The sequence below is a fragment of the Pseudomonas sp. S3E17 genome (assembly GCF_024168685.1).
GTDB classification, from domain to species: Bacteria; Pseudomonadota; Gammaproteobacteria; order Pseudomonadales; family Pseudomonadaceae; genus Aquipseudomonas; species Aquipseudomonas marginalis.
On sequence record NZ_JALJWE010000001.1, the window covers coordinates 609,309 to 635,168 of the forward strand.

7 protein-coding genes are annotated in these 25,860 nt (G+C 63.8%); 3 read left to right on the forward strand and 4 right to left on the reverse strand.

From position 1 onward, the window contains the following. Positions 1 to 3: 3 nt before the first annotated feature. A complete protein-coding gene (locus J3D60_RS02535; protein ID WP_367399659.1) occupies positions 4 to 7,785 on the forward strand; it encodes an amino acid adenylation domain-containing protein in 7,782 nt (2,593 codons plus the stop codon). Positions 7,786 to 7,858: 73 nt separating this feature from the next. Beyond that, on the forward strand, positions 7,859 to 18,211 hold the full coding sequence (locus tag J3D60_RS02540; protein WP_301294624.1) for an amino acid adenylation domain-containing protein: 10,353 nt from the start codon (positions 7,859 to 7,861) through the stop codon (positions 18,209 to 18,211). Positions 18,212 to 18,352: 141 nt separating this feature from the next. On the opposite strand, the gene J3D60_RS02545 is transcribed toward J3D60_RS02540, so the two are convergent. Further along, the gene (locus tag J3D60_RS02545; protein ID WP_141157476.1) at positions 18,353 to 20,728 is read right to left on the reverse strand and encodes a TonB-dependent siderophore receptor; all 2,376 of its coding nucleotides are present in this window, start codon (positions 20,726 to 20,728) and stop codon (positions 18,353 to 18,355) included. A 155-nt stretch (positions 20,729 to 20,883) separates the two neighbouring features. Continuing rightward, positions 20,884 to 22,536 carry a cyclic peptide export ABC transporter gene (locus J3D60_RS02550; protein ID WP_253489447.1) on the reverse strand — a complete coding sequence of 551 codons (1,653 nt, stop codon included), beginning with the start codon at positions 22,534 to 22,536 and terminating at the stop codon, positions 20,884 to 20,886. A 200-nt stretch (positions 22,537 to 22,736) separates the two neighbouring features. Here J3D60_RS02550 and J3D60_RS02555 point away from each other — a divergent pair, with 200 nt between their 5' ends. Then, positions 22,737 to 23,567, forward strand: a complete 831-nt coding sequence (locus tag J3D60_RS02555) for a formyltransferase family protein (RefSeq protein WP_065941147.1) — start codon at positions 22,737 to 22,739, stop codon at positions 23,565 to 23,567. Between the two features lie 120 nt (positions 23,568 to 23,687). On the opposite strand, the gene J3D60_RS02560 is transcribed toward J3D60_RS02555, so the two are convergent. Both J3D60_RS02560 and J3D60_RS02565 read right to left on the reverse strand, forming a co-directional pair. After that, positions 23,688 to 24,560, reverse strand: a complete 873-nt coding sequence (locus tag J3D60_RS02560; RefSeq protein ID WP_065941148.1) for a formylglycine-generating enzyme family protein — start codon at positions 24,558 to 24,560, stop codon at positions 23,688 to 23,690. A gap of 32 nt (positions 24,561 to 24,592) precedes the next feature. Further along, on the reverse strand, positions 24,593 to 25,843 hold the full coding sequence (locus J3D60_RS02565) for an aminotransferase class V-fold PLP-dependent enzyme (RefSeq protein WP_253489450.1): 1,251 nt from the start codon (positions 25,841 to 25,843) through the stop codon (positions 24,593 to 24,595). Positions 25,844 to 25,860 lie beyond the last annotated feature (17 nt).

Below are 25,860 nucleotides of genomic sequence, written 5' to 3' on the forward strand. Positions count from 1 at the left end.
CCCATGCTTTCCAACCCTAATATCGATCTGGTTTCGCGCTTTCTTCGCCTGCCTCTGGAACAGCGCCAGCAGTTTTACCAGCGCCTGCAAAGCCGGGGCATGAGCTTCGCCCAGTTGCCGATTGCCTCGATCCGCGAGGACGGCCGGAAACTGCCGTTGTCCTACGCCCAGGAACGGCAGTGGTTTCTCTGGCAGTTGGACCCGGACAGTGACGCTTATCACGTCCCCGGCGCCCTGCGTCTGAGCGGCCAGCTGGACAAGGCCGCCCTGCAGCGCAGTTTCGACACCTTGGTGGCGCGCCATGAAAGCCTGCGCACACGCCTGCACCTGGACGCCGAGGCACGTACTCAGGAGGTGCTGGCCCACGGGGTGGTCGAGATCGCCGAAAGCGCAGTCGACGAAGCGCAGCTCAAGGCCTGTGTCGAAGCCGAAATCGCCCGTCCCTTCGACTTGCAGCAAGGCCCGTTGCTGCGGGTCAGTTTGCTCGCTGTGAGTGAAGAGGAGCATGTACTGGTGCTGGTGCAGCACCATATCGTCTCCGATGGCTGGTCGATGGGTGTGATGGTGCAGGAGTTGATGCAACTCTATGCTGCCTACAGCCAGGGCCAGGACTGTGCATTGGCGCCGCTGCCGATCCAGTACGCCGACTATGCGCTGTGGCAACGCAGCTGGATGGAAGCGGGGGAGAAGGCCCGTCAACTGGCGTATTGGCGCGAATTGCTCAGCGGCACGCAGCCGGTGCTGGAATTGCCGTTCGATCAACCCCGCCCGGCGCAACAGAGCTTCCGTGGCGCGCGTCTGGACATCGCGCTCGAACCGCCACTGGTGGCAGGGTTGAAAGCCCTGGCCCAGGGCGAAGGCGTGACGATGTTCATGCTGTTGCTGGCCTCGTTCCAGGCGTTTCTGTATCGCTACAGCGGCCAGCAGGATATTCGCATCGGCGTGCCGATTGCCAACCGCAACCGGGTCGAGACCGAATCGCTGATCGGCTTCTTCGTCAATACCCAAGTGCTCAAGGCCGACCTCGATGGTCACATGAGCTTCGCCCAGCTGCTGCAGCAGGCCAAGCGCCGTGCGCTGGAGGCCCAGGCCCATCAGGACTTGCCGTTCGAGCAGTTGGTGGAAGCCCTGCAACCGGAGCGCAGCCTGAGCCATAACCCGCTGTTCCAGGTGATGTTCAACCACCAGGCCGATTCCCCCGCCGCCGCGCCGCAATTGCCGGGCCTGCGCGTGGCCAACCTGGAATGGGACAGCCACAGCGCCCAGTTCGACCTGAGCCTGGATACCCAGGAAAGCGGCGACGCGATCTGGGCGTCCCTGACCTACGCCACCGACCTGTTCGGCGCCGCCACCGTCGCGCGCATGGCCGAACATTGGCTGAGCCTGTTGCGGGCAGCCGTGGCGAATCCTGCATCGCCCTTGCACGACCTGGCGACACTCAACGCCGCTGAGCGCGAGCAAATACTCGCTCAATGGAACGCCACCGCGCGCGACTACCCCCAAGGGCAGTGGGTGCATCAGTTGATCGAGGCCCAGGTGCAGGCGCAGCCGGATGCACCGGCGTTGCGTTTCAATGAGGTGTCGCTCAGTTATGCCGAGCTCAACCGCCGCGCCAACCGCCTGGCCCATCGCCTGATCGAAGCCGGCGTAGGGCCGGACGTGCTGGTGGGCCTGGCGGTGGAGCGTTCCATCGACATGGTCGTCGGCCTGCTCGCGGTGCTCAAGGCCGGTGGCGCCTATGTGCCGCTGGACCCGGAATACCCGCGCGAACGCCTGGCCTACATGCTGGACGACAGCGGGGTGAAACTGCTGTTGACCCAGGCACATTTGCGTGAACAGTTGCCGATTCCCCAAGGCCTGGAAACCCTGGTGCTGGGCGAGTCTGCCTTCGAGGACTACAGCGACGCCAACCCAGGCATCGCCCTAGATGGTGAGAACCTCGCCTACGTGATCTACACCTCGGGCTCCACCGGCCAGCCCAAAGGGGCAGGCAACCGTCATTCGGCATTGCTGAACCGCCTGCAATGGATGCAGGAAGCCTACTGCCTCGACGCCAGCGACACGGTGCTGCAGAAGACCCCGTTCAGCTTCGACGTGTCGGTGTGGGAGTTCTTCTGGCCGCTGATGACCGGCTCGCGCCTGGTGGTTGCAGCGCCCGGTGATCACCGTGATCCGGCCAGGCTGATCAACCTGATCAATCAACAGCAGGTCACCACGCTGCACTTCGTGCCGTCGATGCTGCAGGCCTTCCTGCAGGATCCGGCGGTGTCGACCTGCCAAAGCCTGCAGCGCATCGTGTGCAGCGGCGAGGCCCTGCCGGTGGATGCCCAGCAGCAGGTTTTCGCCAAGCTGCCCCAGGCCGGTCTCTACAACCTGTACGGCCCGACCGAAGCCGCCATCGACGTAACCCACTGGACCTGCGTGGACGAAGGCCGCGATGCCGTGCCAATTGGCCGCCCGATCGCCAACCTCGGCTGCTACATCCTCGACAGCCACTTCGAACCCATACCGGTCGGCGTGCTCGGCGAGTTGTACCTCGGCGGCATCGGCCTGGCCCGGGGTTACCACCGCCGCCCGGCACTCACTGCCGAACGTTTTGTCGCCCACCCGTTCATCCAGGGCGAGCGCCTGTACCGCACCGGCGACCTGGCACGCTATCGCACAGACGGCGTGATCGAATACGCCGGGCGTATCGACCATCAAGTCAAACTGCGCGGCCTGCGCATCGAGCTGGGAGAAATCGAAGCGCGCCTGCTGGAACACGCGTGGGTCCGCGAGACCGCCGTGCTGGCGGTCGATGGTAAATACCTGGTGGGCTACCTGGTGCTGCAGGACGCTGGCGATGATTGGCGCGAAGTCCTCGGCGCCCACCTGGCCCAGCACCTGCCGGACTACATGGTCCCGGCACAGTGGGTGCTGCTGGAGCAAATGCCCCTGAGCCCCAATGGCAAACTCGACCGCAAGGCGCTGCCCAAACCCGAAGCCACCCACCACTACGAAGCCCCGCAAAGTGCCCTGGAACAGCAGGTCGCGGCGATCTGGGCCGAAGTGCTGGGCGTCGATCAGGTAGGCTTGAACGACAACTTCTTCGAGCGCGGCGGTGACTCGATCATCTCGATCCAGGTGGTCAGCCGCGCCCGCGCCGCCGGTATCCATTTCACCGCCAAGGCGTTGTTCCAGCACCAGACCGTGCGCAGCCTGGCGCGGGTGGCGCAGTTGCAGGTTGCCCAGGTGTTTGACCAGGGCCCGGTGCAGGGCGAGACGCCGTTGCTGCCGTTCCAGCAGCTGTTCTTCGAGATGGACCTGCCGGACCGCCACCACTGGAACCAGTCCTTGCTGCTGAGGCCACGCGAGCCGGTGCGGGCAGATCGGCTGCAAGCGGCCTTGCACGCCATCGTCCACCACCACGATGTGCTGCGCCTGAGCTTCAGCCAGGCCGCCGAAGGGTGGCGGGCCGAGCATGCAGCCGCCAGCCCTGAGGTGCTGTGGCAGGCCACGGTGGCGGATGCCGACGAGCTGGCCGCGCTGTGCGAAAAAGCCCAGCGCAGCCTCGACCTGCAACACGGGCCCTTGTTGCGTGCGGTGCTTGCCGAACTGGCCGATGGTTCCCAACGCCTGTTGCTGGTCATGCACCACCTGGTGGTGGACGGCGTGTCCTGGCGGGTGTTCCTCGAGGACCTGCAAAGCCTCTACCGCCAACAGCCGTTACCGGCCAAGACCTCGTCGTTCAAGGCCTGGGCCGAGCGTTTGCAGGCCCATGCCCGCAGCGAAGCGGTACAGCCGCAAAAAGACTTCTGGCTGCAACAGCTCCAGGACGTGCCTACCGATCTGCCCTGCCGTGATCCCCATGGGGCGCGTCCTGGCCGCCTGGCGCAGACAGTGGTCAGCCGACTGGACGCCGAGCACACCCGGCAATTACTGCAACAGGCGCCTGCGGCCTATCGCACCCAGATCAACGATCTGCTGCTGACCGCCCTGGCGCGTGTCATCTGCCAGTGGACCGGGCAGGCTTCCAGCCTGATCCAACTGGAAGGCCATGGCCGCGAAGACCTGTTCGAGGATATCGACCTGACCCGCACCCTGGGCTGGTTCACCAGCCTGTTCCCGGTGCGCCTGACCCCGGCCGAATCCCTTGGCGCCTCGATCAAGCAGATCAAGGAGCAACTGCGCGCCGTGCCGGACAAGGGCCTGGGCTTCGGCGCGCTGCGCTACCTCGGCGACGAGGCCACGCGCCAGGCATTCAGGGCATTGCCGGTGCCGCGCATCACCTTCAATTACCTGGGTCAGATCGACGCCAGCTTTGACCAGCCGGACGGTTTGTTTGTACTCGCAGCGGAAAGCGCCGGAGCCGAGCAGAGCCCGGAGGCGCCGCTGGGCAACTGGTTGACCCTCAACGGCCAGGTATTCGGCGGTGAACTGCACATGGGCTGGACCTTCAGCCCGCTGATGTTCGAGGCCGCGCAGATCGACGCCTTGAGCCAGGCTTTCAGCCGTGAGCTGACGGCATTGGTGGAGCATTGCTGCACCCCCGGCAATCACGGCGTGACGGCCTCGGACTTCCCGTTGTCACGCCTGAACCAGCAGCAGCTTGAGTCCTTGCCGCTGGCCGCCGACGGGATTGACGACATCTACACCTTGTCGCCCATGCAGCAAGGCATGCTGTTCCACACCCTGTACGAACAGGCTGCCGGCGACTACATCAACCAGATCCGCGTGACGGCCGAGGGCCTGGATGTGGCGCGCTTCCAGCAGGCCTGGGATGCCACGGTGCAGGCCCATGACGTGCTGCGCAGCGGGTTTTTCTGGGAGGGCCAGCTGGAGTGGCCCTGCCAGGTGGTGTACCGCGAGGCCCGGCTGCCCATCGAACTGCTCGACTGGCGCGCAATGCCGGAGCCGGAGCTGGCGTTGCAAGACCTGCAGCAAGCCCAGCGTCGCCAGGGATTTGAGCTGGCCAAGGCGCCCCTGGTCCGTCTGGTGCTGGTGCGCACCGACGAGCAACGCCATGAGCTGATCTACACAAGCCATCACATCCTGATGGACGGTTGGAGCAATTCGCGCCTGTTCGGTGAAGTGCTGCAACGTTACGCCGGTGTGGCGGTGCCCGACGCGGCCGGACGCTATCGCGATTACATCGGTTGGTTGCAGCAGCGTGATGCCGGTGCGACCGAAACCTTCTGGCGCGAGCAGTTGAGTGCACTGCAAGCGCCGACTCGCCTGGGCCGCAGCCAGCCCATGGCGGCGGACGGGCATGGCGAGCACGCGCTGAGCCTGGATCGTCCGCTGACGGGGCGCCTCGAGGCCTTCGCCCGCAGCCATAAGGTCACGCTCAACACCCTGGTCCAGGCGGCGTGGCTGGTCCTGTTGCAGCGCCATAGCGGGCAGGCGGTGGTGTCGTTCGGTGCCACCGTGGCCGGGCGCCCGGCAGACCTCGTGGGGGTGGAGCAGCAGATTGGCCTGTTCATCAATACCCTGCCGGTGATCTGCGCAGTGGAGGGCGAGCAAACCGTGGCCGACTGGTTGCAAAGGGTGCAGGCGCAGAACCTCGCCTTGCGCGAGCATGAACACACCGGGCTGTACGATATCCAGCGTTGGGCCGGGCAGGGCGGTGAAGCCCTGTTCGACAATATCCTGGTGTTCGAGAACTACCCGGTGTCCAAGGCCCTGGAACAGAGTGGCGGCAGCGGTATCCGTTTTGGCCTGCCGGAGTCCCGCGAGCAGACCAACTTCCCGCTGACGGTGCTGGTGGACGTCGGTGACACGCTGTCGGTGCAGTTCAGCTTTGCGCGTGCGCATTTCGACCCGGACACGGTGCAAACCTACGGCCGCCATCTGCTCAACCTGCTGCAAGCCATGCTCGAGGGCGACCAGCAGCGCCTGGGCGAACTGGCGATGCTCGATGTGGCCGAACGCCAACAAGTGGTACAGGACTGGAACGCCACGGCGCGGGACTACCCGTTGCAGCACGGCGTGCATCAGCTGATTGAACAGCAGGTGACGCGTACGCCGGACGCCACGGCACTGGTGTTCGCCGAGCAGCGCTTGAGCTATGTCGAGCTGAACTGCCGCGCCAACCGCCTGGCCCATCGCCTGATCGAGGCCGGCGTCGGGCCGGACGTATTGGTGGGCCTGGCGGTAGAGCGTTCCATCGAGATGGTGGTCGGCTTGCTTGCGGTGCTCAAGGCCGGTGGCGCCTACGTGCCGCTGGACCCGGAATACCCGCGCGAACGCCTGGCCTACATGCTGGACGACAGCGGGGTGAAACTGCTTTTGACCCAGGCGCATTTGCGTGAGCAGCTGCCGATTCCCCAAGGCCTGGAAACCCTGGTGCTGGGCGAGTCTGCCTTCGAGAGCTACAGCGACGCCAACCCAGGCATCGCCCTGGACGGCGAAAACCTCGCCTACGTGATCTACACCTCGGGTTCCACCGGCCAACCCAAAGGCGCCGGCAACCGCCATTCAGCCCTGGCCAACCGCCTGCAATGGATGCAGGAAGCCTACGGCCTTGACGTCAGCGACACGGTGCTGCAAAAGACCCCGTTCAGCTTCGACGTGTCGGTGTGGGAGTTCTTCTGGCCGCTGATGACCGGTTCGCGCCTGGTGGTCGCCGCGCCGGGGGATCATCGCGATCCGAGCAAACTGGTGCGCCTGATCAATGCCGAGCAGGTCACCACGCTGCACTTTGTCCCGTCGATGTTGCAGGCCTTCCTGCAGGAGTCGACGGTTGCGACTTGCCATACCCTGCACCGCATCGTGTGCAGCGGCGAGGCCCTGCCGGTGGATGCCCAGCAGCAGGTCTTCGCCAAGCTGCCCCAGGCCGGGCTCTACAACCTGTACGGCCCGACCGAAGCCGCCATCGACGTAACCCACTGGACCTGCGTGGACGAAGGTCGCGATGCGGTGCCGATTGGCCGCCCGATCGCCAACCTCGGCTGCTATATCCTCGACAGCCACTTTGAACCCGTACCGGTCGGCGTGCTCGGCGAGTTGTACCTCGGCGGCATCGGCCTGGCCCGGGGTTACCACCGCCGTCCGGCACTCACCGCCGAACGTTTTGTCGCCCACCCGTTCATCCAGGGCGAGCGCCTGTACCGCACCGGCGATCTGGCACGTTACCGGGCAGACGGCGTGATCGAATACGCCGGGCGTATCGATCACCAGGTCAAGCTGCGCGGCCTGCGCATCGAGCTGGGAGAAATCGAAGCGCGCCTGCTGGAACACGCGTGGGTCCGCGAGACCGCCGTGCTGGCGGTCGACGGTAAATACCTGGTGGGCTACCTGGTGCTGCAAAACGCCGGGGACGACTGGCGCGATGTGCTCAGCGCCCATCTCGCCCAGCAGTTGCCGGACTACATGGTGCCCGCCCAATGGGTGCTGCTGGAGCAGATGCCTCTGAGCCCCAACGGCAAACTGGATCGCAAGGCTTTGCCCAAGGCGGACGCGAGCTTGCACGCGCGGGCGTACGTCGCGCCGCAGAGCGAGCTGGAACAGCAGATCGCCGCGATCTGGGCCGAAGTCCTGGCGGTACCGCGCGTGGGGTTGAACGACAACTTCTTCGAACTGGGCGGCCACTCGCTGCTGGCTACCCAGGTGGTGGTGCGCCTGCGCGAGCAGCTGCACGCCGAATTCGACGTCAAATCGATCTTCACCACCCCGACCCTGGCCGATTTCAGCGCCTATGTGGCAGGCCAGCAGACAAATAATTCGCCGGTGCAGGACGCATTGGCTAAATCCTTGGAGGCTCTCAAACGTCTATCAGCAGAAGATTTGGATAAATTGACTTCCTGAGGGGCGTGGCGTGCAAGCATTAATCGAGTCGGTAGGGTCACTTTCGGCGCAGCAAAAGAAAGCGTTGGCGGTAATGCTCAAGCAGCAAGGCATCAACCTGTTTGAGATTGCCCCGGTTTTCAAGCGCCAGGAAGGTGAGCCTCTTCGGCTCTCTTATGCCCAGGAGCGGCAGTGGTTTTTGTGGCAGTTGGAGCCGCAGAGCCCGGCCTACCATCTGCCGCGCGCCTTGCGCTTGAAAGGCCGCCTGGACCGGGCGGCCTTGCAGCGCAGCTTCGATAGCCTGATCGCCCGCCATGAAAGCCTGCGTACTCACTTGCAGCAGGATGCCGACCAGTTGCTACAGGTGGTCAGCCCCGAGTTGGCGCTGGAAATCGCCTTTGAAAAGGCTGACGCGGCGCAGCTTGAGGCGCTGGTGCAGGCCGAAGTCGCCAAGCCCTTCGATCTGCAACAAGGCCCGTTGCTGCGGGTCAAGTTGCTGCAATTGGCAGCCGATGAGCACGTATTGGTGCTGGTGCTGCATCACATCGTCTCCGATGGCTGGTCGATGCAGGTCATGGTCGACGAGTGGGTGCAGTTTTACGTCGCGTACAGCCAGGGCCATGCTGTGCGCCTGCCGGACCTGTCGATTCAATACCCGGACTACGCCTTGTGGCAGCGCAGTTGGATGGAAGCCGGCGAGAAAGAACGTCAGCTGGGCTATTGGCGCGAGCAGTTGGGCGGTGAGCAGCCGGTGCTGGAGTTGCCGCTGGATTACCCGCGACCGGCGGTACAGAGCTATCGCGGTGCACGGCTCGACATGGGCCTGGATGCGGCGCTGGTCACCGGTCTCAAGGCGTTGGCCCAGCGCGAAGGCGTGACACTGTTCATGCTGTTGCTGGCCTCCTTCCAGACCTTGTTGTATCGCTACAGCGGGCAGTCGGATATCCGCGTCGGCGTGCCGATTGCCAACCGCAATCGGGCGGAAACCGAAGGGTTGATTGGGTTTTTCGTCAATACCCAGGTGCTCAAGGCCGACGTCGATGGGCACATGACCTTCAGTGCGTTGCTGGCCCAGGTCAAGCAGCGTGCATTGGAGGCCCAGAGTCATCAGGACTTGCCCTTCGAACAGTTGGTCGAGGCGTTGCAGCCCGAGCGTAGCCTGAGCCATAACCCGTTGTTCCAGGTGATGTTCAACCACCAGACCGAAGGCCGCGGACCGCGCGGCGAGCAGCAGTTGCCGGGCCTGGACGTAGAGGCCCTGGAGTGGGGCAGCCAGAGTGCGCAGTTCGACCTGAGCCTGGATACCCAGGAATCGCCTGACGGCATCTGGGCCTCGCTGACCTATGCCACCGACCTGTTCGAAGCGGCGACCGTGCAACGCATGGCCGAGCATTGGCAACGGGTGTTGCGGGCGGTGGTGGGGCGCGCCGGCACTCGTATTGCCCAGCTTGGGATGCTGGTTGACGGTGAACAACGCAGCCTGCTGCAAGACTGGAACCGCAGCACGGCGGCGTTTGAAGACGTCGCGGGTGTGCACGGCTTGTTCCAGGCCCAGGCCCGGCAGCGGCCTGACGCGGTTGCCCTGTGCCTGGATGACCGGTCCATCAGCTATGTCGAGCTGAACCGCCAGGCCAACCGCCTGGCCCATCACCTCATCGGCCAGGGTGTTGGCCCGGAAGTGCTGGTGGGGGTGGCGGTCGAGCGTTCGTTCGATATGGTGGTCAGCCTGTTGGCGGTGCTCAAGGCCGGTGGCGCCTACGTGCCGCTGGACCCGCAATACCCGCGCGAACGCCTGTTGCATATGCTCGAAGACAGCGGCGTGCGCCTGGTGCTCACCCACGCCCATGTGGCGATGCCATTGCCCGAGGGCATGGCGACGGTCGACCTGGCGGATGCACGCCTGGCGCTGTGCCCCGAGAGCGATCCGCGGGTGTCCGTTGCCGCGCAAAACCTGGCCTACGTGATCTACACCTCCGGTTCCACCGGCAAGCCCAAGGGCGTAGCGATCAACCATGGGGCGCTGACCGAATTCTCCAGTATTGCCGCCGGTTACTCGCGGTTGACCGCCGACGATCGCGTGCTTCAATTCGCTACCCTGAATTTCGATGGGTTTGTCGAGCAGTTGTACCCGGCGCTGACCCATGGCGCCACCGTTGTCCTGCGCGGCCCGGAGCTGTGGGACAGCGCGCGGCTCTACGACGAGATCATTACCCAGGGCATCACCCTGGCCGACTTGCCGACCGCCTATTGGCACCTGTTCCTGCTGGACTGCCTGGCCGCCGGCCCACGCGCCTACGGCGCACTTCGCCAGGTCCATATCGGCGGTGAAGCCATGCCGCTGGACGGTCCGCAGCAGTGGCTCAAGGCCGGGCTCGGTCATGTGCGTTTGCTCAATACCTATGGCCCCACGGAGGCCACTGTTGTATCCAGCGTTCTGGACTGCACGGCAGGCACCGAGCTGATGGGCGCCAGCGCCAGCCCGATTGGCCGTTCGCTGCCAGGTCGAGCGCTGTATGTGCTGGATCGCGATTTGAACCTGGCGCCGCTGGGTGCTGTGGGCGAGCTGTACATCGGCAGCCGCTGCGGTTTGGCGCGTGCCTATCTGAACCGTGCAGTGCTGACGGCCGAGCGCTTTGTACCGGACCCTTTCGGTGAAACCGGCGAGCGCCTGTACCGCACCGGAGACCTGGCGCGCTACCGCGCTGATGGTGTGATCGAGTACGTCGGCCGGGTCGACCATCAGGTGAAGATCCGGGGTTTCCGCATCGAACTGGGCGAGATCGAAACCCTGCTGCTGGCCCAGGAGGGTGTGCGCGAAGCCCTGGTGTTGGCGGCCGAAAACCAGCTCGTGGCGTATCTGGTGTGCGAGCACCACGACGTCGAGGCGCTGAAATCGATTCTGCGTGAACAGTTGCCGGACTACATGGTGCCTGCGCACCTGATCTTCCTTGAGCGTATGCCCCTGAACCCGAACGGCAAGCTGGATCGCCAGGCGCTGCCCAAACCCGACGCCAGCCAAGCGCAACAGGTATGGGTGGCGCCCGTCACGGAGCTGGAGCAACAGGTCGCCGCCGTCTGGGCAGATATTCTCGGGGCTGAACGGGTAGGGCTGGCCGATCACTTCTTCGAGATGGGCGGCCACTCGCTGCTGGCCATGCAGGTGGTCTCGCGCCTGCGCCAGGTATTGGGCCGTGAAGTGCCACTGAAACTGGTCTTCGAGCAACCGCGTCTCGAAGGTTTCGCCACTGCCCTGCAAGCGCTGGAGGCGCGCGAAGGTGAGCAGGCACCCGCGTTGCTCGCGGTCGGTCGCGAACAGCCGCTGCCGCTGTCCTATGCCCAGGAACGCCAGTGGTTTCTCTGGCAACTGGACCCCTCCAGTGCCGCTTACCATATCCCCAGCGCCTTGCGCCTCAAGGGGGCCTTGGATATCTCGGCCCTGCAACGCAGTTTTGACGCCCTGGTGGCCCGTCATGAAAGCCTGCGCACGTGTGTGCAAGAGCACGCGGACGGTGCGCGGCAAGTGATTCGGCCCGACGCCACTGTGCCGATCCGGCTGGGCAAGGTCGACGAGGCGGATCTGCAGGCGCAGGTCGAAGCCGAGATCGCCCGTCCATTTGATTTACAGCAAGGTCCGTTGCTGCGTTTGACCTTGCTGCGCCTGGCCGAGGACGATCATGTGCTGGTGCTGGTGCAGCACCACATTGTGTCCGATGGTTGGTCGATGCAGGTGATGGTGGACGAACTGGTGCAGTTGTATGCCGCGTTCAGCCAAGGCCGGGCCCCGCAACTGCCCGGGATGCCGATCCAGTATGCGGACTATGCCGTGTGGCAGCGTGCCTGGATGGAGGCCGGTGAAAAGGCCCGTCAGCTGGATTACTGGCGTGACCTGCTCGGCGGTGAACAGCCGGTGCTCGAGCTGCCGTTCGATCGTCAGCGTCCGGCGCAACAGAGTCATCGCGGCGCGCGCCTGGACGTGCCGCTGCCGGCCACCCTGGCCGCCGAACTCAAGGCCCTGGCCCAGGCACAGGGCGTGACCCTGTTCATGTTGCTGCTGGCCTCGTTCCAGACGTTGTTGTACCGCTACAGCGGCCAGCAGGATATTCGGGTCGGTGTACCGGTCGCCAACCGCAATCGCGTCGAAACCGAGCGGCTGATCGGCTTCTTCGTCAACACCCAGGTGCTCAAGGCCGATATCGATGGGCAGACCACCGTTGCCCAGTTGCTGGCCCAGGTCAAACAGCGCGCGCTGGACGCCCAGGCCCATCAGGACCTGCCTTTCGAGCAACTGGTCGAGGCGTTGCAGCCCGAGCGCAGCCTGAGTCTCAACCCGCTGTTCCAGGTGATGTTCAATCACCAGGTCGAAGGGCGTCCAGGGGATGAGCCACAATCCCTGGCCCACCTGCGTATCGAGGGCTTGGCGTGGGACCGGCGTACCGCACACTTCGACCTTGACCTGGATGTTCAGGAAGGTTCGGGCGGGCTCTGGGCGTCACTGGGGTATGCGACCGATCTGTTCGAGGCCTCTACCATCGAGCGCATGGCCTGCCATTGGCAGAACCTGTTGCAGGCGATGGTTGCCGATCAGCAGCAGCTCGTCAGCCAACTGAACCTGCTGGACCAGAATGAGCAACGGCACATCCTTGCACTATGGAATCAGACCGGCGCCGGCTTCAGCGCCGAGCGCCTGGTGCATGAGTTGGTGGCCGACCGTGCGCGGGAAAACCCCGCTGCGGTAGCAGTCAAGTTCGATGCGCAAACCCTGAGCTATGGCGAGCTGGACCGCCAGGCCAACCGCCTGGCCCATGCCTTGATCGCCCGTGGCATCGGCCCCGAAGTGCGGGTGGCGATTGCCATGCCGCGCAGTGCCGAGAGCCTGGTGGCGTTCCTGGCGGTGATGAAAGCCGGCGGTGTGTATGTGCCGCTGGATATCGAATACCCGCGTGATCGCCTGCTGTACATGATGCAGGACAGCCGTGCGCAACTGCTGCTGACCCATTCCAGTGCCTTGCAGCAACTGCCGATTCCCGACGGCATGCAGACGCTGGCTATCGATCGCACCGAGGCGTGGGCCGACTACAGCGACACCGCGCCGGCGGTAAAACTGCACGGCGACAACCTCGCCTACGTGATCTACACCTCCGGCTCCACCGGCATGCCCAAGGGCGTGGCGGTGTCTCACGGGCCGTTGGTGGCGCACATCATCGCCACCGGCGAGCGTTATGAAACATCGCCGGCCGATTGCGAACTGCACTTCATGTCGTTCGCCTTCGACGGCTCCCACGAAGGCTGGATGCACCCGCTGATCAACGGCGCCAGTGTGCTGATCCGTGACGACAGCCTGTGGCTGCCCGAGTACACCTACGCGCAGATGCACCGTCACAACGTGACCATGGCGGTGTTTCCGCCGGTGTACCTGCAACAACTGGCCGAGCATGCCGAGCGCGACGGTAATCCACCGAAGGTGCGTGTGTACTGCTTTGGCGGCGACGCAGTGGCCCAGGCCAGCTATGACCTGGCCTGGCGCGCGCTCAAGCCGACCTACCTGTTCAACGGCTACGGCCCGACCGAAACCGTGGTCACGCCGTTGCTGTGGAAGGCGCGCAAGGGCGACCCCTGCGGCGCCGTCTACGCGCCAATCGGCACGCTGCTGGGCAACCGCAGCGGCTACGTGCTCGACGCGCAACTCAACCTGCAACCCATCGGCGTCGCCGGTGAGCTGTACCTGGGCGGCGAGGGCGTGGCCCGTGGTTACCTGGAACGCCCGGCGCTGACCGCCGAGCGCTTCGTGCCGGACCCGTTCGGCAAACCGGGCAGTCGCGTATATCGCAGCGGCGACCTGACCCGTGGCCGCCCGGATGGCGTGGTGGATTACCTCGGGCGTGTCGACCACCAGGTGAAGATCCGTGGTTTCCGCATCGAACTGGGGGAGATCGAAGCGCGCCTGCGTGAGCAGGACGGCGTCGGTGAAACCGTGGTCGTCGCCCAGGATGGGCCGACCGGCAAGCAACTGGTGGCGTATGTCGTGCCGGCCGATGGTTCGCTGGCCAACGACACCGAGTTTCGCGAAACCCTGCGCCGTGGATTGAAAACCCATCTGCCGGACTACATGGTCCCGGCGCACTTCATGTTCCTGGCCCGGATGCCGCTGACCCCCAACGGCAAGCTCGACCGCAAAGGCCTGCCGCAACCGGATACGGCGCAGTCGCAAGGCGCCTGGGTGGAGCCGGTGACGCCGTTGCAGCAGCAGGTCGCGGCGATCTGGGCACAGGTGCTGGGGGCCGAGCGTATTGGCCTGAACGATCACTTCTTCGAGCTGGGCGGGCATTCGTTGCTGGCCATGCAGGTGATCTCCCGTGTGCGTCAGTTGCTTGAGCGGGAAGTGGCCCTGCGCACCTTGTTCGAACAACCGCAGTTGGAAAGTTTCGTGCTGGCCTTGCAGGCGACAGATCAGGCGCTGGCGCCGCCGATGCTGGCGATCGGGCGTGAGCAACCGTTGGCGTTGTCCTTCGCCCAGGAGCGCCAGTGGTTCCTTTGGCAACTGGATCCGCGCAGTGCGGCTTACCATATTCCCAGCGTGCTACGCCTGACCGGGCGCCTCGACCAGCAGGCCTTGCAGCGCAGCTTCGACGCTCTGGTGGCGCGGCATGAGAGCTTGCGTACCCAGGTGTATCAGGACGGCGAGCGCGCGTTTCAGTTGATTCGCCCAGCGACCGCCCTGGTGATCGCGCGGGTGGAGGCCGACGCCGAGAACCTTCAACAGCAGGTCGAAACCGAGATTGCCCGGCCATTCGATTTGCAGGCGGGCCCACTGCTGCGCGTTACCTTGCTGCGCCTGGCCGACGATGAGCATGTGCTGGTGCTGGTGCAGCACCACATCGTGACCGACGGCTGGTCGATGCAAGTGATGGTCGACGAACTGGTGCAGCTGTACGCCGCCCACTGCCAGGGCCAGGCGCCGCAATTGCCGGAACTGGCGCTGCAATACGCCGATTACGCGCACTGGCAGCGCCAATGGATGGCGGCGGGCGAGCGCGAGCGTCAACTGGCGTATTGGCGGCAATTGCTCGGCGGCGAACAGCCGATGCTGGAACTGCCTACCGCGAACGCGCGGCCAGCGGTGCAAAGCTATCGCGGTGCAAGCCTGCAACTCGAACTGCCCCAAGCGCTGGCAACCGGGCTCAAGGCCTTGGCCCAGCGTGAGGACGTGACGTTGTTCATGGTGTTGCTGGCGTCTTTCCAGAGCCTGTTGTACCGCTACAGTGGTCAGCAGGACATCCGCATCGGGGTTCCGATTGCCAACCGCAACCGGGTTGAGGTGGAGCGCGTCGTCGGTTTCTTCGTCAACACTCAAGTGCTCAAGGCCGATATCGACGGGCAGATCACCGTCGGCCAGTTGTTGCAGCAGGTCAAGCGCCGCAGCCTGGATGCCCAGGGCCATCAGGACCTGCCGTTCGAACAGTTGGTGGAAGCCCTGCAACCGGAGCGCAGCCTGAGCCACAACCCCTTATTCCAGGTGATGTTCAACCACCAAAGCGATGCCGGCCTGATGACCTCGGGGCACTCACTGCCAAACCTGCGTGTAGAAGGGCTGGATTGGGGCAGCCACACCGCACAGTTCGACCTGAGCCTGGACACCCAGGCCTCGGCGGATGGCATCCACGCCACCCTGACTTACGCGACCGACCTGTTTGACCCTATCGTGCTCGAGCGCATGCTTGCCCATTGGCAGAACCTGCTGCAGGGCATGCTCAATGACCCGCAGCAGCGTGTCAGCCAGTTGCCGTTGCTGGACCCTTGCGAACAGCAGGTGTTGGTAGCGCAATGGAATGCCACCGCTCGCGATTATTCGTGCCAGCCGGTGCATCATTTGATCGAGGCTCAGGCGGCGCAGACCCCGGACGCTCCGGCACTGGTCTTCGCTGCCCAGCGCCTGGACTATGCCGAGCTGAACCGGCGCGCCAATCGCCTGGCCCACCGCCTGATCCGTGCGGGCGTCGGCCCGGATGTGTTGGTCGGCCTGGTCGTGGAGCGTTCCGTCGAAATGGTCGTCGGCCTGCTGGCCGTGCTCAAGGCGGGCGGCGCCTATGTGCCGATGGACCCGGACTACCCGCGTGAGCGCCTGGCGTACATGCTCGAAGACAGTGGCGTGAAACTGCTGCTGACCCAATCCCATCTGCTGCAACAGCTGCCGATTGCCCAAGGCGTCGAATGCCTGGTGCTGGGGGAGTCGGCGTTCGAGGATTACCCCGACACCAATCCTGACATTGTGCTGGACGCTGAAAACCTCGCGTATGTGATCTACACCTCCGGCTCCACCGGCCAGCCCAAGGGCGCGGGCAACCGTCATTCGGCACTGGCCAACCGCTTGTGCTGGATGCAGGAAGCCTACGCCTTGAGCGCCAGCGATACGGTCTTGCAAAAGACACCGTTCAGTTTCGACGTCTCGGTGTGGGAGTTTTTCTGGCCACTGATGACCGGCGCGCGGCTGGTCGTTGCGGCGCCGGGTGATCACCGTGACCCCGCCAGGCTGGTGGCGCTGATCAACGCCGAACACGTGACGACGTTGCATTTTGTGCCTTCGATGTTGCAGGCGTTCATGCAGGATGCGGCAGTGTCCAGTTGCCACAGCGTGCAACGCATTGTATGCAGCGGTGAAGCACTGCCGGTGGATGCCCAGCAACAGGTATTTGCCAAATTACCCGCAGCCGGCTTGTACAACCTGTACGGGCCGACGGAAGCCGCCATCGACGTGACCCATTGGACCTGCATCGATGAACGGCGTGACACGGTGCCCATCGGCCAGCCCATAGCCAATCTGCAGACCTATGTGCTGGATGCCCAGTTGCAAGTGGTGCCCGCAGGCGTCGCGGGCGAGTTGTACCTGGGCGGCAAGGGGTTGGCGCGTGGCTACCATCGCCGTCCCGGGATGACCGCCGAGCGTTTCATTGCCTCGCCGTTCGAGTCGGGTGCCCGCTTGTATCGTACCGGTGACCGCGTGCGCCAGCGCAGCGACGGTGTGATCGAATACCTCGGGCGCCTGGATCACCAGGTCAAGTTGCGGGGCCTGCGGATTGAACTGGGTGAAATTGAAGCGCGCCTCCTCGAAACCGCTGAAGTGCAGGAGGCGTCGGTGCAGGTTGTCGATGGCAAGCACTTGGTCGGCTATCTGGTGTTGCAGGCGCCCGGTGAACACTGGCGCGAAGCGCTCAGTGCGCACCTGGCTGCGCATTTGCCCGACTACATGGTGCCGGCCCAGTGGGTGCTGTTGGAGCAGATGCCTCTGAGCCCCAACGGCAAGTTGGACCGTAAGGCACTGCCCAAGCCCGATGCGCGCCAGCACGAGCAGGTGTTCCGCGCCCCGCAGAGCGAGTTGGAGCAACGGCTCGCGACGATCTGGGGCGAGGTGCTGGACGTCGAGCGCGTTGGCCTGGATGACAATTTCTTTGAACTGGGCGGTCATTCGCTGTTGGTGTTGATGCTCAGGGAGCGCATCCGCAAGGCCACCGGCAGGGTGCTGTCGGTCAGCCAATTGATGCTTAACCCGACGGTTGCCGGGCAGGTGAATTGCCTGGGTAACGGCGCGGGGCCTTCGTTGATCGTCAAGCTCAACAGCCAGACGCAAGGGACGCCGTTGTTCCTGTTCCACCCCAGCTATGGCTCGGTGCATTGCTATAAGGCCATTGGCTTGGCGCTGCGCGAGCAACGGCCGGTGATGGGCGTGATCTGCCGTGCACTGGCCGAGGAGGGCAGTGCGGTACCGAGCTGGCAAGCGATGGTCGAGGATTACACCGGGCAATTGCTCGCTGCCTGGCCCGAAGGCCCTTATCGCCTGGCTGGCTGGTCAATGGGCGGCAACCTGGCCATGGAAGTCGCTTATGCGCTGGAGCAAGCCGGGCGCGAGGTGGAAGTGGTCGGTTGGATCGACGCCTCGCCACCGTATTGGCTCAAGGCCTACTGGGACGCGGCGGTGACGGCGGATGACGATGAACTGTCGGTCAACCAGCGGCGTGTAGAACTGTTGCAGGTCATGTTTCCTGCCTCGAGCCAGCAGATCCACGGGGCGTGGCAGGACAGCCAGGCGCTCTTCAGCGATGAAGTGCAGCAATGGCAGGCGCTGGGTGCCTGGGCTGAAGACGCGTTGGGTGAGACGTTCCGGGAGATCAAGGCAAGCTTGCTTGAGGGTGACGAGGCGCAGATTTCCTGGGAACTGGACCGCACCCTGGGCCAGCGCCTCAAGGATGCCGACTTCAAGCCGCTCAAGGCGCCGATCAGGTGCTGGTGGGCCGCCGCGAGCCGTGCGGGACAGCATCGCCGGTTGATCGAAGCGACCATGGAGCAGGTGGTGGGCCGCGCGTGCGTACAGCAGTCAGTGATGATCGACTCCACCCACGACCGCATCATCGATAACGCCGCGTTCGTACAGAGCTTCGCCGATGCCATGAAGTAACTGTCCGCGTTATCCAACGCCCCTGGCCCAACGGCCAGGGGCGTTTTTTTTTGCCTTGCCTGCGTGTTGTGCGGGCAGCAAAAAGCCCCTGGTCATTGCGCATGGCCAGGGGCTTGGGGCGGTGCGTCTAGCGTCTATGCGTCAGAAGTTCCAGCGAGTGCTGAGCATGATGTTACGCGGGTCACCGTAGTAAACCGAGTTGTAGAAGCCGATGTTGGTGTAGTACTTCTTGTCGAAGACGTTGTTGACATTGAGGCTGGCCGATACGTTCTCGGTGACCTGGTAGCGAGCCATCAGGTCCACCAGCCACAGGGGATCCTGGGAGAAGTTATCCTGGCTGCCGGTGGTGTAGTTGTTGGTCAGCAGCTTCCAGCCCGTACCCTGCCAGCGCACGCCGCTGCCCAGGGTGAGTTTGTCCAGGGCGCCGGTCAGCTTGTAGCTGGTGTAGATATTGACCTGGTCTTCCGGTTCCCAGGTGGAGAGTTTTTCACCCTCTTTGTCACGCATGATCTTATGCGTATAACCCGCCTGCAGCTGCCAGCCGGGGGCCAGCTCGCCGGAGATTTCCGCTTCGTAGCCCTTGGTCTTGGCCTTGGTGCCCTTGGACGCATAGTCGAGGCCCGGGTAGCTGTCGGGAATGTAGTCGCTATCGTCGATGGCGCGGTTTTTCTCGTGCACTTCGAAGTAGGCGAGGCTGGCGTTGAGGCGTCCATCGAAGAATTCGCCTTTGAAGCCGACCTCGTAGTTCTTGCCTTCATCCGGCTCGATCGGCTTGTTGTTGCGGTCGCGGTAGTCGTCCTGTGGCAGGTAGATCTCGGTGAAGCTGGCATAGGCCGAGAGGTTTTCGGTGAAGTCGTAGGTAAGGCCGGCGTAAGGCACGACCTTGCCGGTGTCCTTGACCTGGCTGGTGCCGCTGACCTCGTAGTTGTTGACCCGGGTACCCAGGATCAGGTGCCAGTCATCAGCCAGGCTGAAGCGGCCGGTGATGTACTGGGCGCTCTGGCGGGTGAGCTCGTCGTTGCGTTTGGTCTGCGGGCCACGGTCAGGTTTGGGAACCTCGCCGTTCCAATTGAAATAGTCGTAGTTGTTGTTGATGGCGCGGGTGTAGTCGCGGCCCAGCCAGCGGGAGCGCGAGACCGAGGCGCCGATCACCAGTTCATGGTCACGTCCGAACAGGCTGAAAGGCCCGGTGGCATAAAGGTCGCCGGTGTCGCTGGTGGTCTCGCCATTGTAGGTCCGCGTGAGCAACATGGACTGACCGGTGGTGACGTTGGGCGCCAGCAGGGCGGACAGCGGTGCCTTGTAGCCATTGATCTGGTGGTTGTACTGGGCCTTGCCGACCCAGCCGTTATCGAAGGTGTGTTCCAGGGTCGCGAAACCGGTACGGGTGTACTGCGCCCACTTGCTGAACTTGGCGCCATTGTTGAACGAACGCGAGGTGCTGATGCGGTTGCCGGCGCTGTCATACAGCGAGGCCGAGCCCGACCAGCTGGAGCCTTGCGGGTCGCTGTCCTGGTAGTCGCCGCCGACGGTCAGCAGTGTGTCCGGTGACAGGTCGAACTCCAGGATGCCGTAGTACACGTTGGTCTTGCGCTGGTAATGATCGAGGAACGTGTGCTTGTCCTGGTAGGCGGCCACAGCCCGACCGCGCACGTTACCGGTCTCGGTGAGCGGACCGCCGACGTCGACTTCCGAGCGGTAGTTGTCCCAGGAACCGGCGCCCAGGTCGACGTAGCCCTTGAATTCCGAGGTTGGCTTCTTGCGCACCATGTTGATGGTGCCGCCAGGGCCGCCGGCACCGGTCAGCAGGCCGGTAGCGCCCTTGAGGATCTCGACGCGGTCGTAGATCACCGTGTCGGTCAGGGTGTGGCCGGACGAATACTGGGCATCCTGCAGGATCGGAATGCCGTCGTACTGGAAGTTCTGGATGGCGAAGCCACGGGAGTAGTAGCTGGTCCGCTCACTGTCGTACGCGGCAACGGTGATGCCGGGGGTATGGCGCATCACGTCGTCGATCGACTTGAGGTTGAAGTCATCCATGGCCTGGCGCGTCACCACCGAGATCGATTGAGGCGTCTCCCGGGGCGTCAGCACCATTCGGGTCGCGGTCGCGATGGTGCCGGGAGTATACGAGCCGGAGCCCTCGGTAATGGTGCCGAGCTGGTTGGCGGTCACCTGGGTGGCGCCCAGCTCCAGGGCGGACGAACGCCCGGCCGTGAGCGTCATGGTGTTGCCCTGCAGGTCGTAATCGACCCCCGTCCCGGTCAGCAAGGTGGTCATGGCCTGGCCAGGTTGCATCTTGCCCTTGACCTTGTGACTGCGTTTGCCTTCTACGTCGGACGGGCTGTACAGCACTTGCAGGTTGGCCTGCCGACCAAATTCTTGAAGAGCGCTCCCCAGTGACTGGGCGGGGACATTCAGCTCGATCTCCTGCGCCTGAACATAACCTGCGACTGGCAGGGTCAGCGCAACGGCAATGGCGCCAGGGAGCACGTGGGTGTTCAAGAGGCGGCGCATGGAGAGTGCCTTGCTCAAGGGACTCAGACCAAATGTTGCTGGCATGGGTGAATTCTCTTCTAGGTATTTAGTGGGCAGATTATAAATATTTGTTGTGGTTGGTTCTCATTACCACTAGTGAGACGTTCCTACCTGTGGAAACCGGAAAAGAATTTTCAGGCCGGCTCCATTTCGTGCACCACCTGGCCCGCACGTAGCCGTACCAACTGGTCGGCGATATCGAAGTAGCGGTCGTCGTGGCTGATCACGATGATGGTCTTGCCCAGGCGCTTGAGGTCCGGCAGCAGTTCGGTATAGAACACGCGGCGGAAGGCCGGGTCCTGGTCGGCGGCCCATTCGTCGAACACCAGCACCGGGCGCTCTTCCAGCCAGGCGTTGACCAGTGCCAGGCGCTTGCGCTGGCCGGTGGACAGGTCGGTGGTGCTGAATACGCCGTCCTTGACGCTGACCTTGTGCGCGATTTCCAGGCGCTCCAGGTACTTGGCGGCGCTGTCCAGGGACTGGGTGGCGCTGCCCTGGACCAGGTCGTCGAACAGGTAGTAGTCGGCGAACACCGTGGTGAACAGCTGGCGATAGTCATCGCGCGCCGGGTCGGTCACCGTTTCGCCATTGAGGCGGATTTCCCCGGCCTCGGGTTGATACAGGCCCAGCAGCAGCTTGATCAGGGTGGTCTTGCCGCAGCCGTTCTCGCCGACGATAAACACGATATCACCCTGCTTGATGCTCAGGTTGATCGGCCCCAGGTGGAACGGTTGGCTGCCTTCCACCGGCGGCGGGCTGTAGCTCACGCCGCGCAGCTCCAGGCTGTGCACCACCGGTGTCGGCGCTTCGCTGCCGTCCATCAGCAGGTGCGGTTCGGGGGAAGAGAAGCGTTCGGACAGTTCGGTGATGCGCGCAAACGCAATGCGCGCCTTGCCGATGATCGGCAGGTAACCCACCACGTGTTCCAGCGGGCCCTTCATGTACAGCAGCACCAGCACAAAACCGGTGATCACCGCCGGGTCCGGGTTCGGGTTGTAGGCCTGCATCGCCAGCGCCAGGCCGATGACCACAAAGAACAGCATCGAGCCGAAGGTCTTGGCGACGATATAGATGTTCACCGAACGCACCTGGATATCGCTGATACGGTCGGCGGTTTCCTGGATGCGGTGGGTGTTCATACGGTAGCGGCGGGGCCGGTGGATGCGCAACTCCTTGGCGCCGGAAGCGATTGCCGAGTAGTAGCGTTGCAACTCGTCTTCCTGGTCGCGGGCCTCGTCGAAGCCGCGAATGCCCTTGGCGCCGGCAATGAATTGCACGCTGCTGCCGATGACGATCGCCACCACCATCATCAGGAACATCGGCACCGACAGGTACGCCAGGTACCCCAGGCAGCCCAGGGTCACGGTGGTGGCGATGGCCAACGGGGTGAAGGCAAAGGAGAAGTCGCTGATGGTGTCGACGTCATGGGTCAGCACCGGGATCAGGCGGTGGGAGCGATACTGTTCGATCTGCTCGATGGGCGCCGACAGCACCTTTTCGCCGAGATCCTTGCGCAGGGCGGCAATGATCCGCTGGCCCACATAGTTGGTGCCGATATCGGAGACGATCGAACTGGTCAGCGCCAGCACACACAGCGCCGCAAAGCTCAGGATCACACCCTGGGTCATACCCGTGGAAGAATGCAGCGCGTTATTGATGGTCGCCAGCAACAGCGTGATGGCCAGGCCGCCGGCCATGCCCAGGGCGATGGAGACCGTCACGATGGTGCGAAACGGCCTGAGCAATGCAAGCAAACCTGTGAAGGCGCCGCGCTTGGGATCGGTCATAAGTACTTCCCGGAAAGTGAAAAAGAGGGGGCTGGGCACACAGACCCTTACCCATGACAAACGAAGGATTGGCGTGACTATTTAGCTCGGCGTGCCCGGCGGTGGCGGTGGCGGATAAATTGCGCGTGGGCTGGTTCGTTCTTGTGGTGTAGGCGCACGCGTATTGGCGCGTGCCTGATCTTTCCAGCGAGAGCGAAACAATGACGAAAAAGAACCTGGTGTACGTGTGGTCCCTGCGCAATGCCGCTGCCGACAAGGCCGGCCAGCCGGTGGCCTACAAGGACCACGAACGCTACATGAAGTCGGTGCTGGAGTTTCTGGTGGGGTCGCTCAACGACACGCCACTGGGCGAGGCCTACAACCTGGTGGGCGTGGTGTATGACGACGATGAGCAGAACCCGCGGGACCAGCAGTTGGTGGCCGACTACGGCTTTGCCTATAAGCCCGGCCGCCAGTGGCTGTACCCGGCCGACCTGCGGGTGCAGGGGCGCCTGGTCAACGATCTGCTGCTGAGCGTGCCGTCCACCTATCGGCGCCTGCCGCGGGGCAGCGCCGAGCATATTGCCGGCAAGCAGGATTTCGAACGCCGCCTGCATGACACGTTGGTGGAGCTGAAGGCCGATATCGTGGTGCTCGATGGCCTGCTGGTGATCCTGGACGAGCTGGTGCGCCCTGGTGCGCCGTTTGCCCGTCGCATCATGAACATCCACCCCGGTATCACCCGTATCGAATCGCCCTATGAGCGCCGGGGTGCCTACGCCACCTGGAATGCCTTGTACGGTGCCCGTGGACAAGCCGTGGTGGATTGGGCGACCAGGGAGACGCAGCCGTGTGAACCGCTGTACCTCACCGGCGCCTCGTTCCACTACGTGGATAACGGCATCGACTCCGGCGAAGTGTTCCACGACGTGCTCAAGACCGAGATCTCGCCGGACGACACCATCCTGGAGTTGCGTTGGAACAACTTCAATAACAGCCTGTTCCCGGCGTTGCATGAAGGCCTGGAGTTGTTGGCGCAGAAGGGGGTCTAAGCCGCGCACGATTTGACTGTGGGAGGGGGCTTGCTCCCGATGGCGGAGTGTCAGTCAATGGCGATGTCGACTGCCGCACCATCGGGAGCAAGCCCCCTCCCAGATTAAATCCCGTCAGCTTCAGAGATCGCGCACGACCCTGAAGCCGATCCAGTCACCCCGCGTCTGCGGATAGATCGTGTTGCGGTTCCCTGAGCGCGAAAACACCGGCGCCTCGCCCCAGTCATTGCCGCGAATCATGTAGCCCTCGCAGTTTGGCTCCATCCATGCGCTGCCGTCGGTGGGCGCGCCGATGTAGCTGGAGTGCTCGCAGTCGGCCACCCGCTCATAGACATTGCCATGCATGTCGTACATGCCAAACGCATTCGGCGGGTAGCTGCCTACCGGCGAAGAATAGCTGTAGCCGTCCGCCGGCCCGTAGGTGTTGGCATGCTTGGCGATGCTGTAGCCCTTGCCCTCGTCGAACGGGAACGGGAATGGCCCGGTGGAGCCGGCGCGCGCGGCGTATTCGCGCTGGGCCTCGCTGACCATGTGGTACTGCTGGCCGGTCTTTTTCGACAGCCAGGCCACGTAGTGCTTGATGTCGTCCATGTCCATGCACACCGCCGGCTGGCGCGGGCCCTGGGGATAGCGCGGCTTGCTGGCGATGCATTCGCGGCCGGGGCGGGTGTCGCCGTCGGCGATCTTCACCCCGGTCTGGCGGATATAGCTGTCCCATTCGCCGGCGGTGATGTGGAAGCGGCTCATGGCGAACGGCTTGGCGAAGGTCACCTCATGCATCGGGCCTTCGTCCGGTTCGCGGCCGACTTCGTCTTCCGGCGTCCCCATGGTGAAGGTTCCGGCGGGCAGTACCACCATTTCCGGGCAGTCCTTGCAGTCCTTGAACACTTTGCCCGGTTGCGGCGTGGCAGCCTGGGCCAGGCCCGGCAGCAGCGCGCCGCACAGGGCGGTCAGTGCCAGGGTCGTCAGGGGTTTGAGTCGCAGTGGCGTCATAGGGGCCTCTCGTGCAAAGGGAAAAAGTCGCGTCACAACCGCTGGCTGAGCAGGGTCATGAAGCGCTGGATTTCGTCGGAGTTGTTGAGCAGGCCGGGCGCCGTGCGGATCACCGCGTCGATCACCACGCGGTTCTTCTGCATGTAGGTCGCCACCCGATCACTGTCCTGGCCCTTGACCCGGAAGAAGGTAAAGCCGGCAGACAGTTCGGGGCTGCGCGGCGTGACCAGTTCGATCTGCGGGTGCGCCAGCAATTGCTCCTTGAGTTCGGCGTTCAGTCCATGGATGCGCGCCTGGACCGGCGCCTTGCCCAGTTGCAGGTGCAGCTTGAAGGCCTCATCCGCCGCCCAGCGATGCTCGAAGGCGTGATAGCCGCCGGGGGTCATGATGGTGGCGAAGTCCTTGTCTTCGGAGAAGGTCGGCACCATGGGCGTGACGTAGGTGTTTTCAGGGTTGCGCGCGCACACCAGCCCGGTACCGCGCGGACCGAACATCCATTTATGGGTGCCGGCGATAAAGAAGTCGCAATGCATGTCGGGGAAGTCGAGGTTTTCCACGCCGAAACCATGCACGCCATCCACCACATAGAGGAGGCGGTCCTTGTCGTCGCGGTTGCGGTTGTGCGCCGCCACCAGCTTGCCGATCTCGCCGATGGGCAGTTTCACGCCGCTGCCGGACTGTACCCAGGTCATGCCCAGCACCCGGGTATTGGGGCGGATATTGCGCTGGATATTGCCCAGCACCTCGTCGGCAGAGACCTGGCTGGCCCGCTCGAACAGCTTGATCCGGCGCACCTGGGTGCCTTCCTTGAGCACGCGAAAATCCAGCACGTTCTGGGTCGCGTAATGCTCATGCACGGTGGTGAGGACTTCCTGGTCCGGGTGCACCTTGATGCCGCCATAGATCATCGTCAGGCCTTCGGACGTGCTGCCGGTCAGGGCGATCTGCGCCGGGGTGGCCTTGAGGTAGCGGCCGGCCCATTCGCGTACCTGGCCTTCGCGTTTCCAGGTTTGCTCCAGGTCCCAGTCCATGGCGAGCCCTGGGTTGCGGTCGATCTGGGCGCGGTAGCGCTCGATGGCCTCGCGTACCGGTCTGGGGTGCGAGGCCACCAGGAAGTTGGAGAAGTGCAGGTAATCCGGGTCCTGGTTGAACAGCTGCTTGAACCCCGTCCATGGGTCATCCGTGGTGGTGGCAGCCAGTGCCTGCGGGATGAGTGCAGCGCCCAATGGCAGGCTGGCGGCGAATACCCCGGCCTGCTTGAGAAACGTACGGCGGTCAGTCATGGACTTGCTTCTAGGTG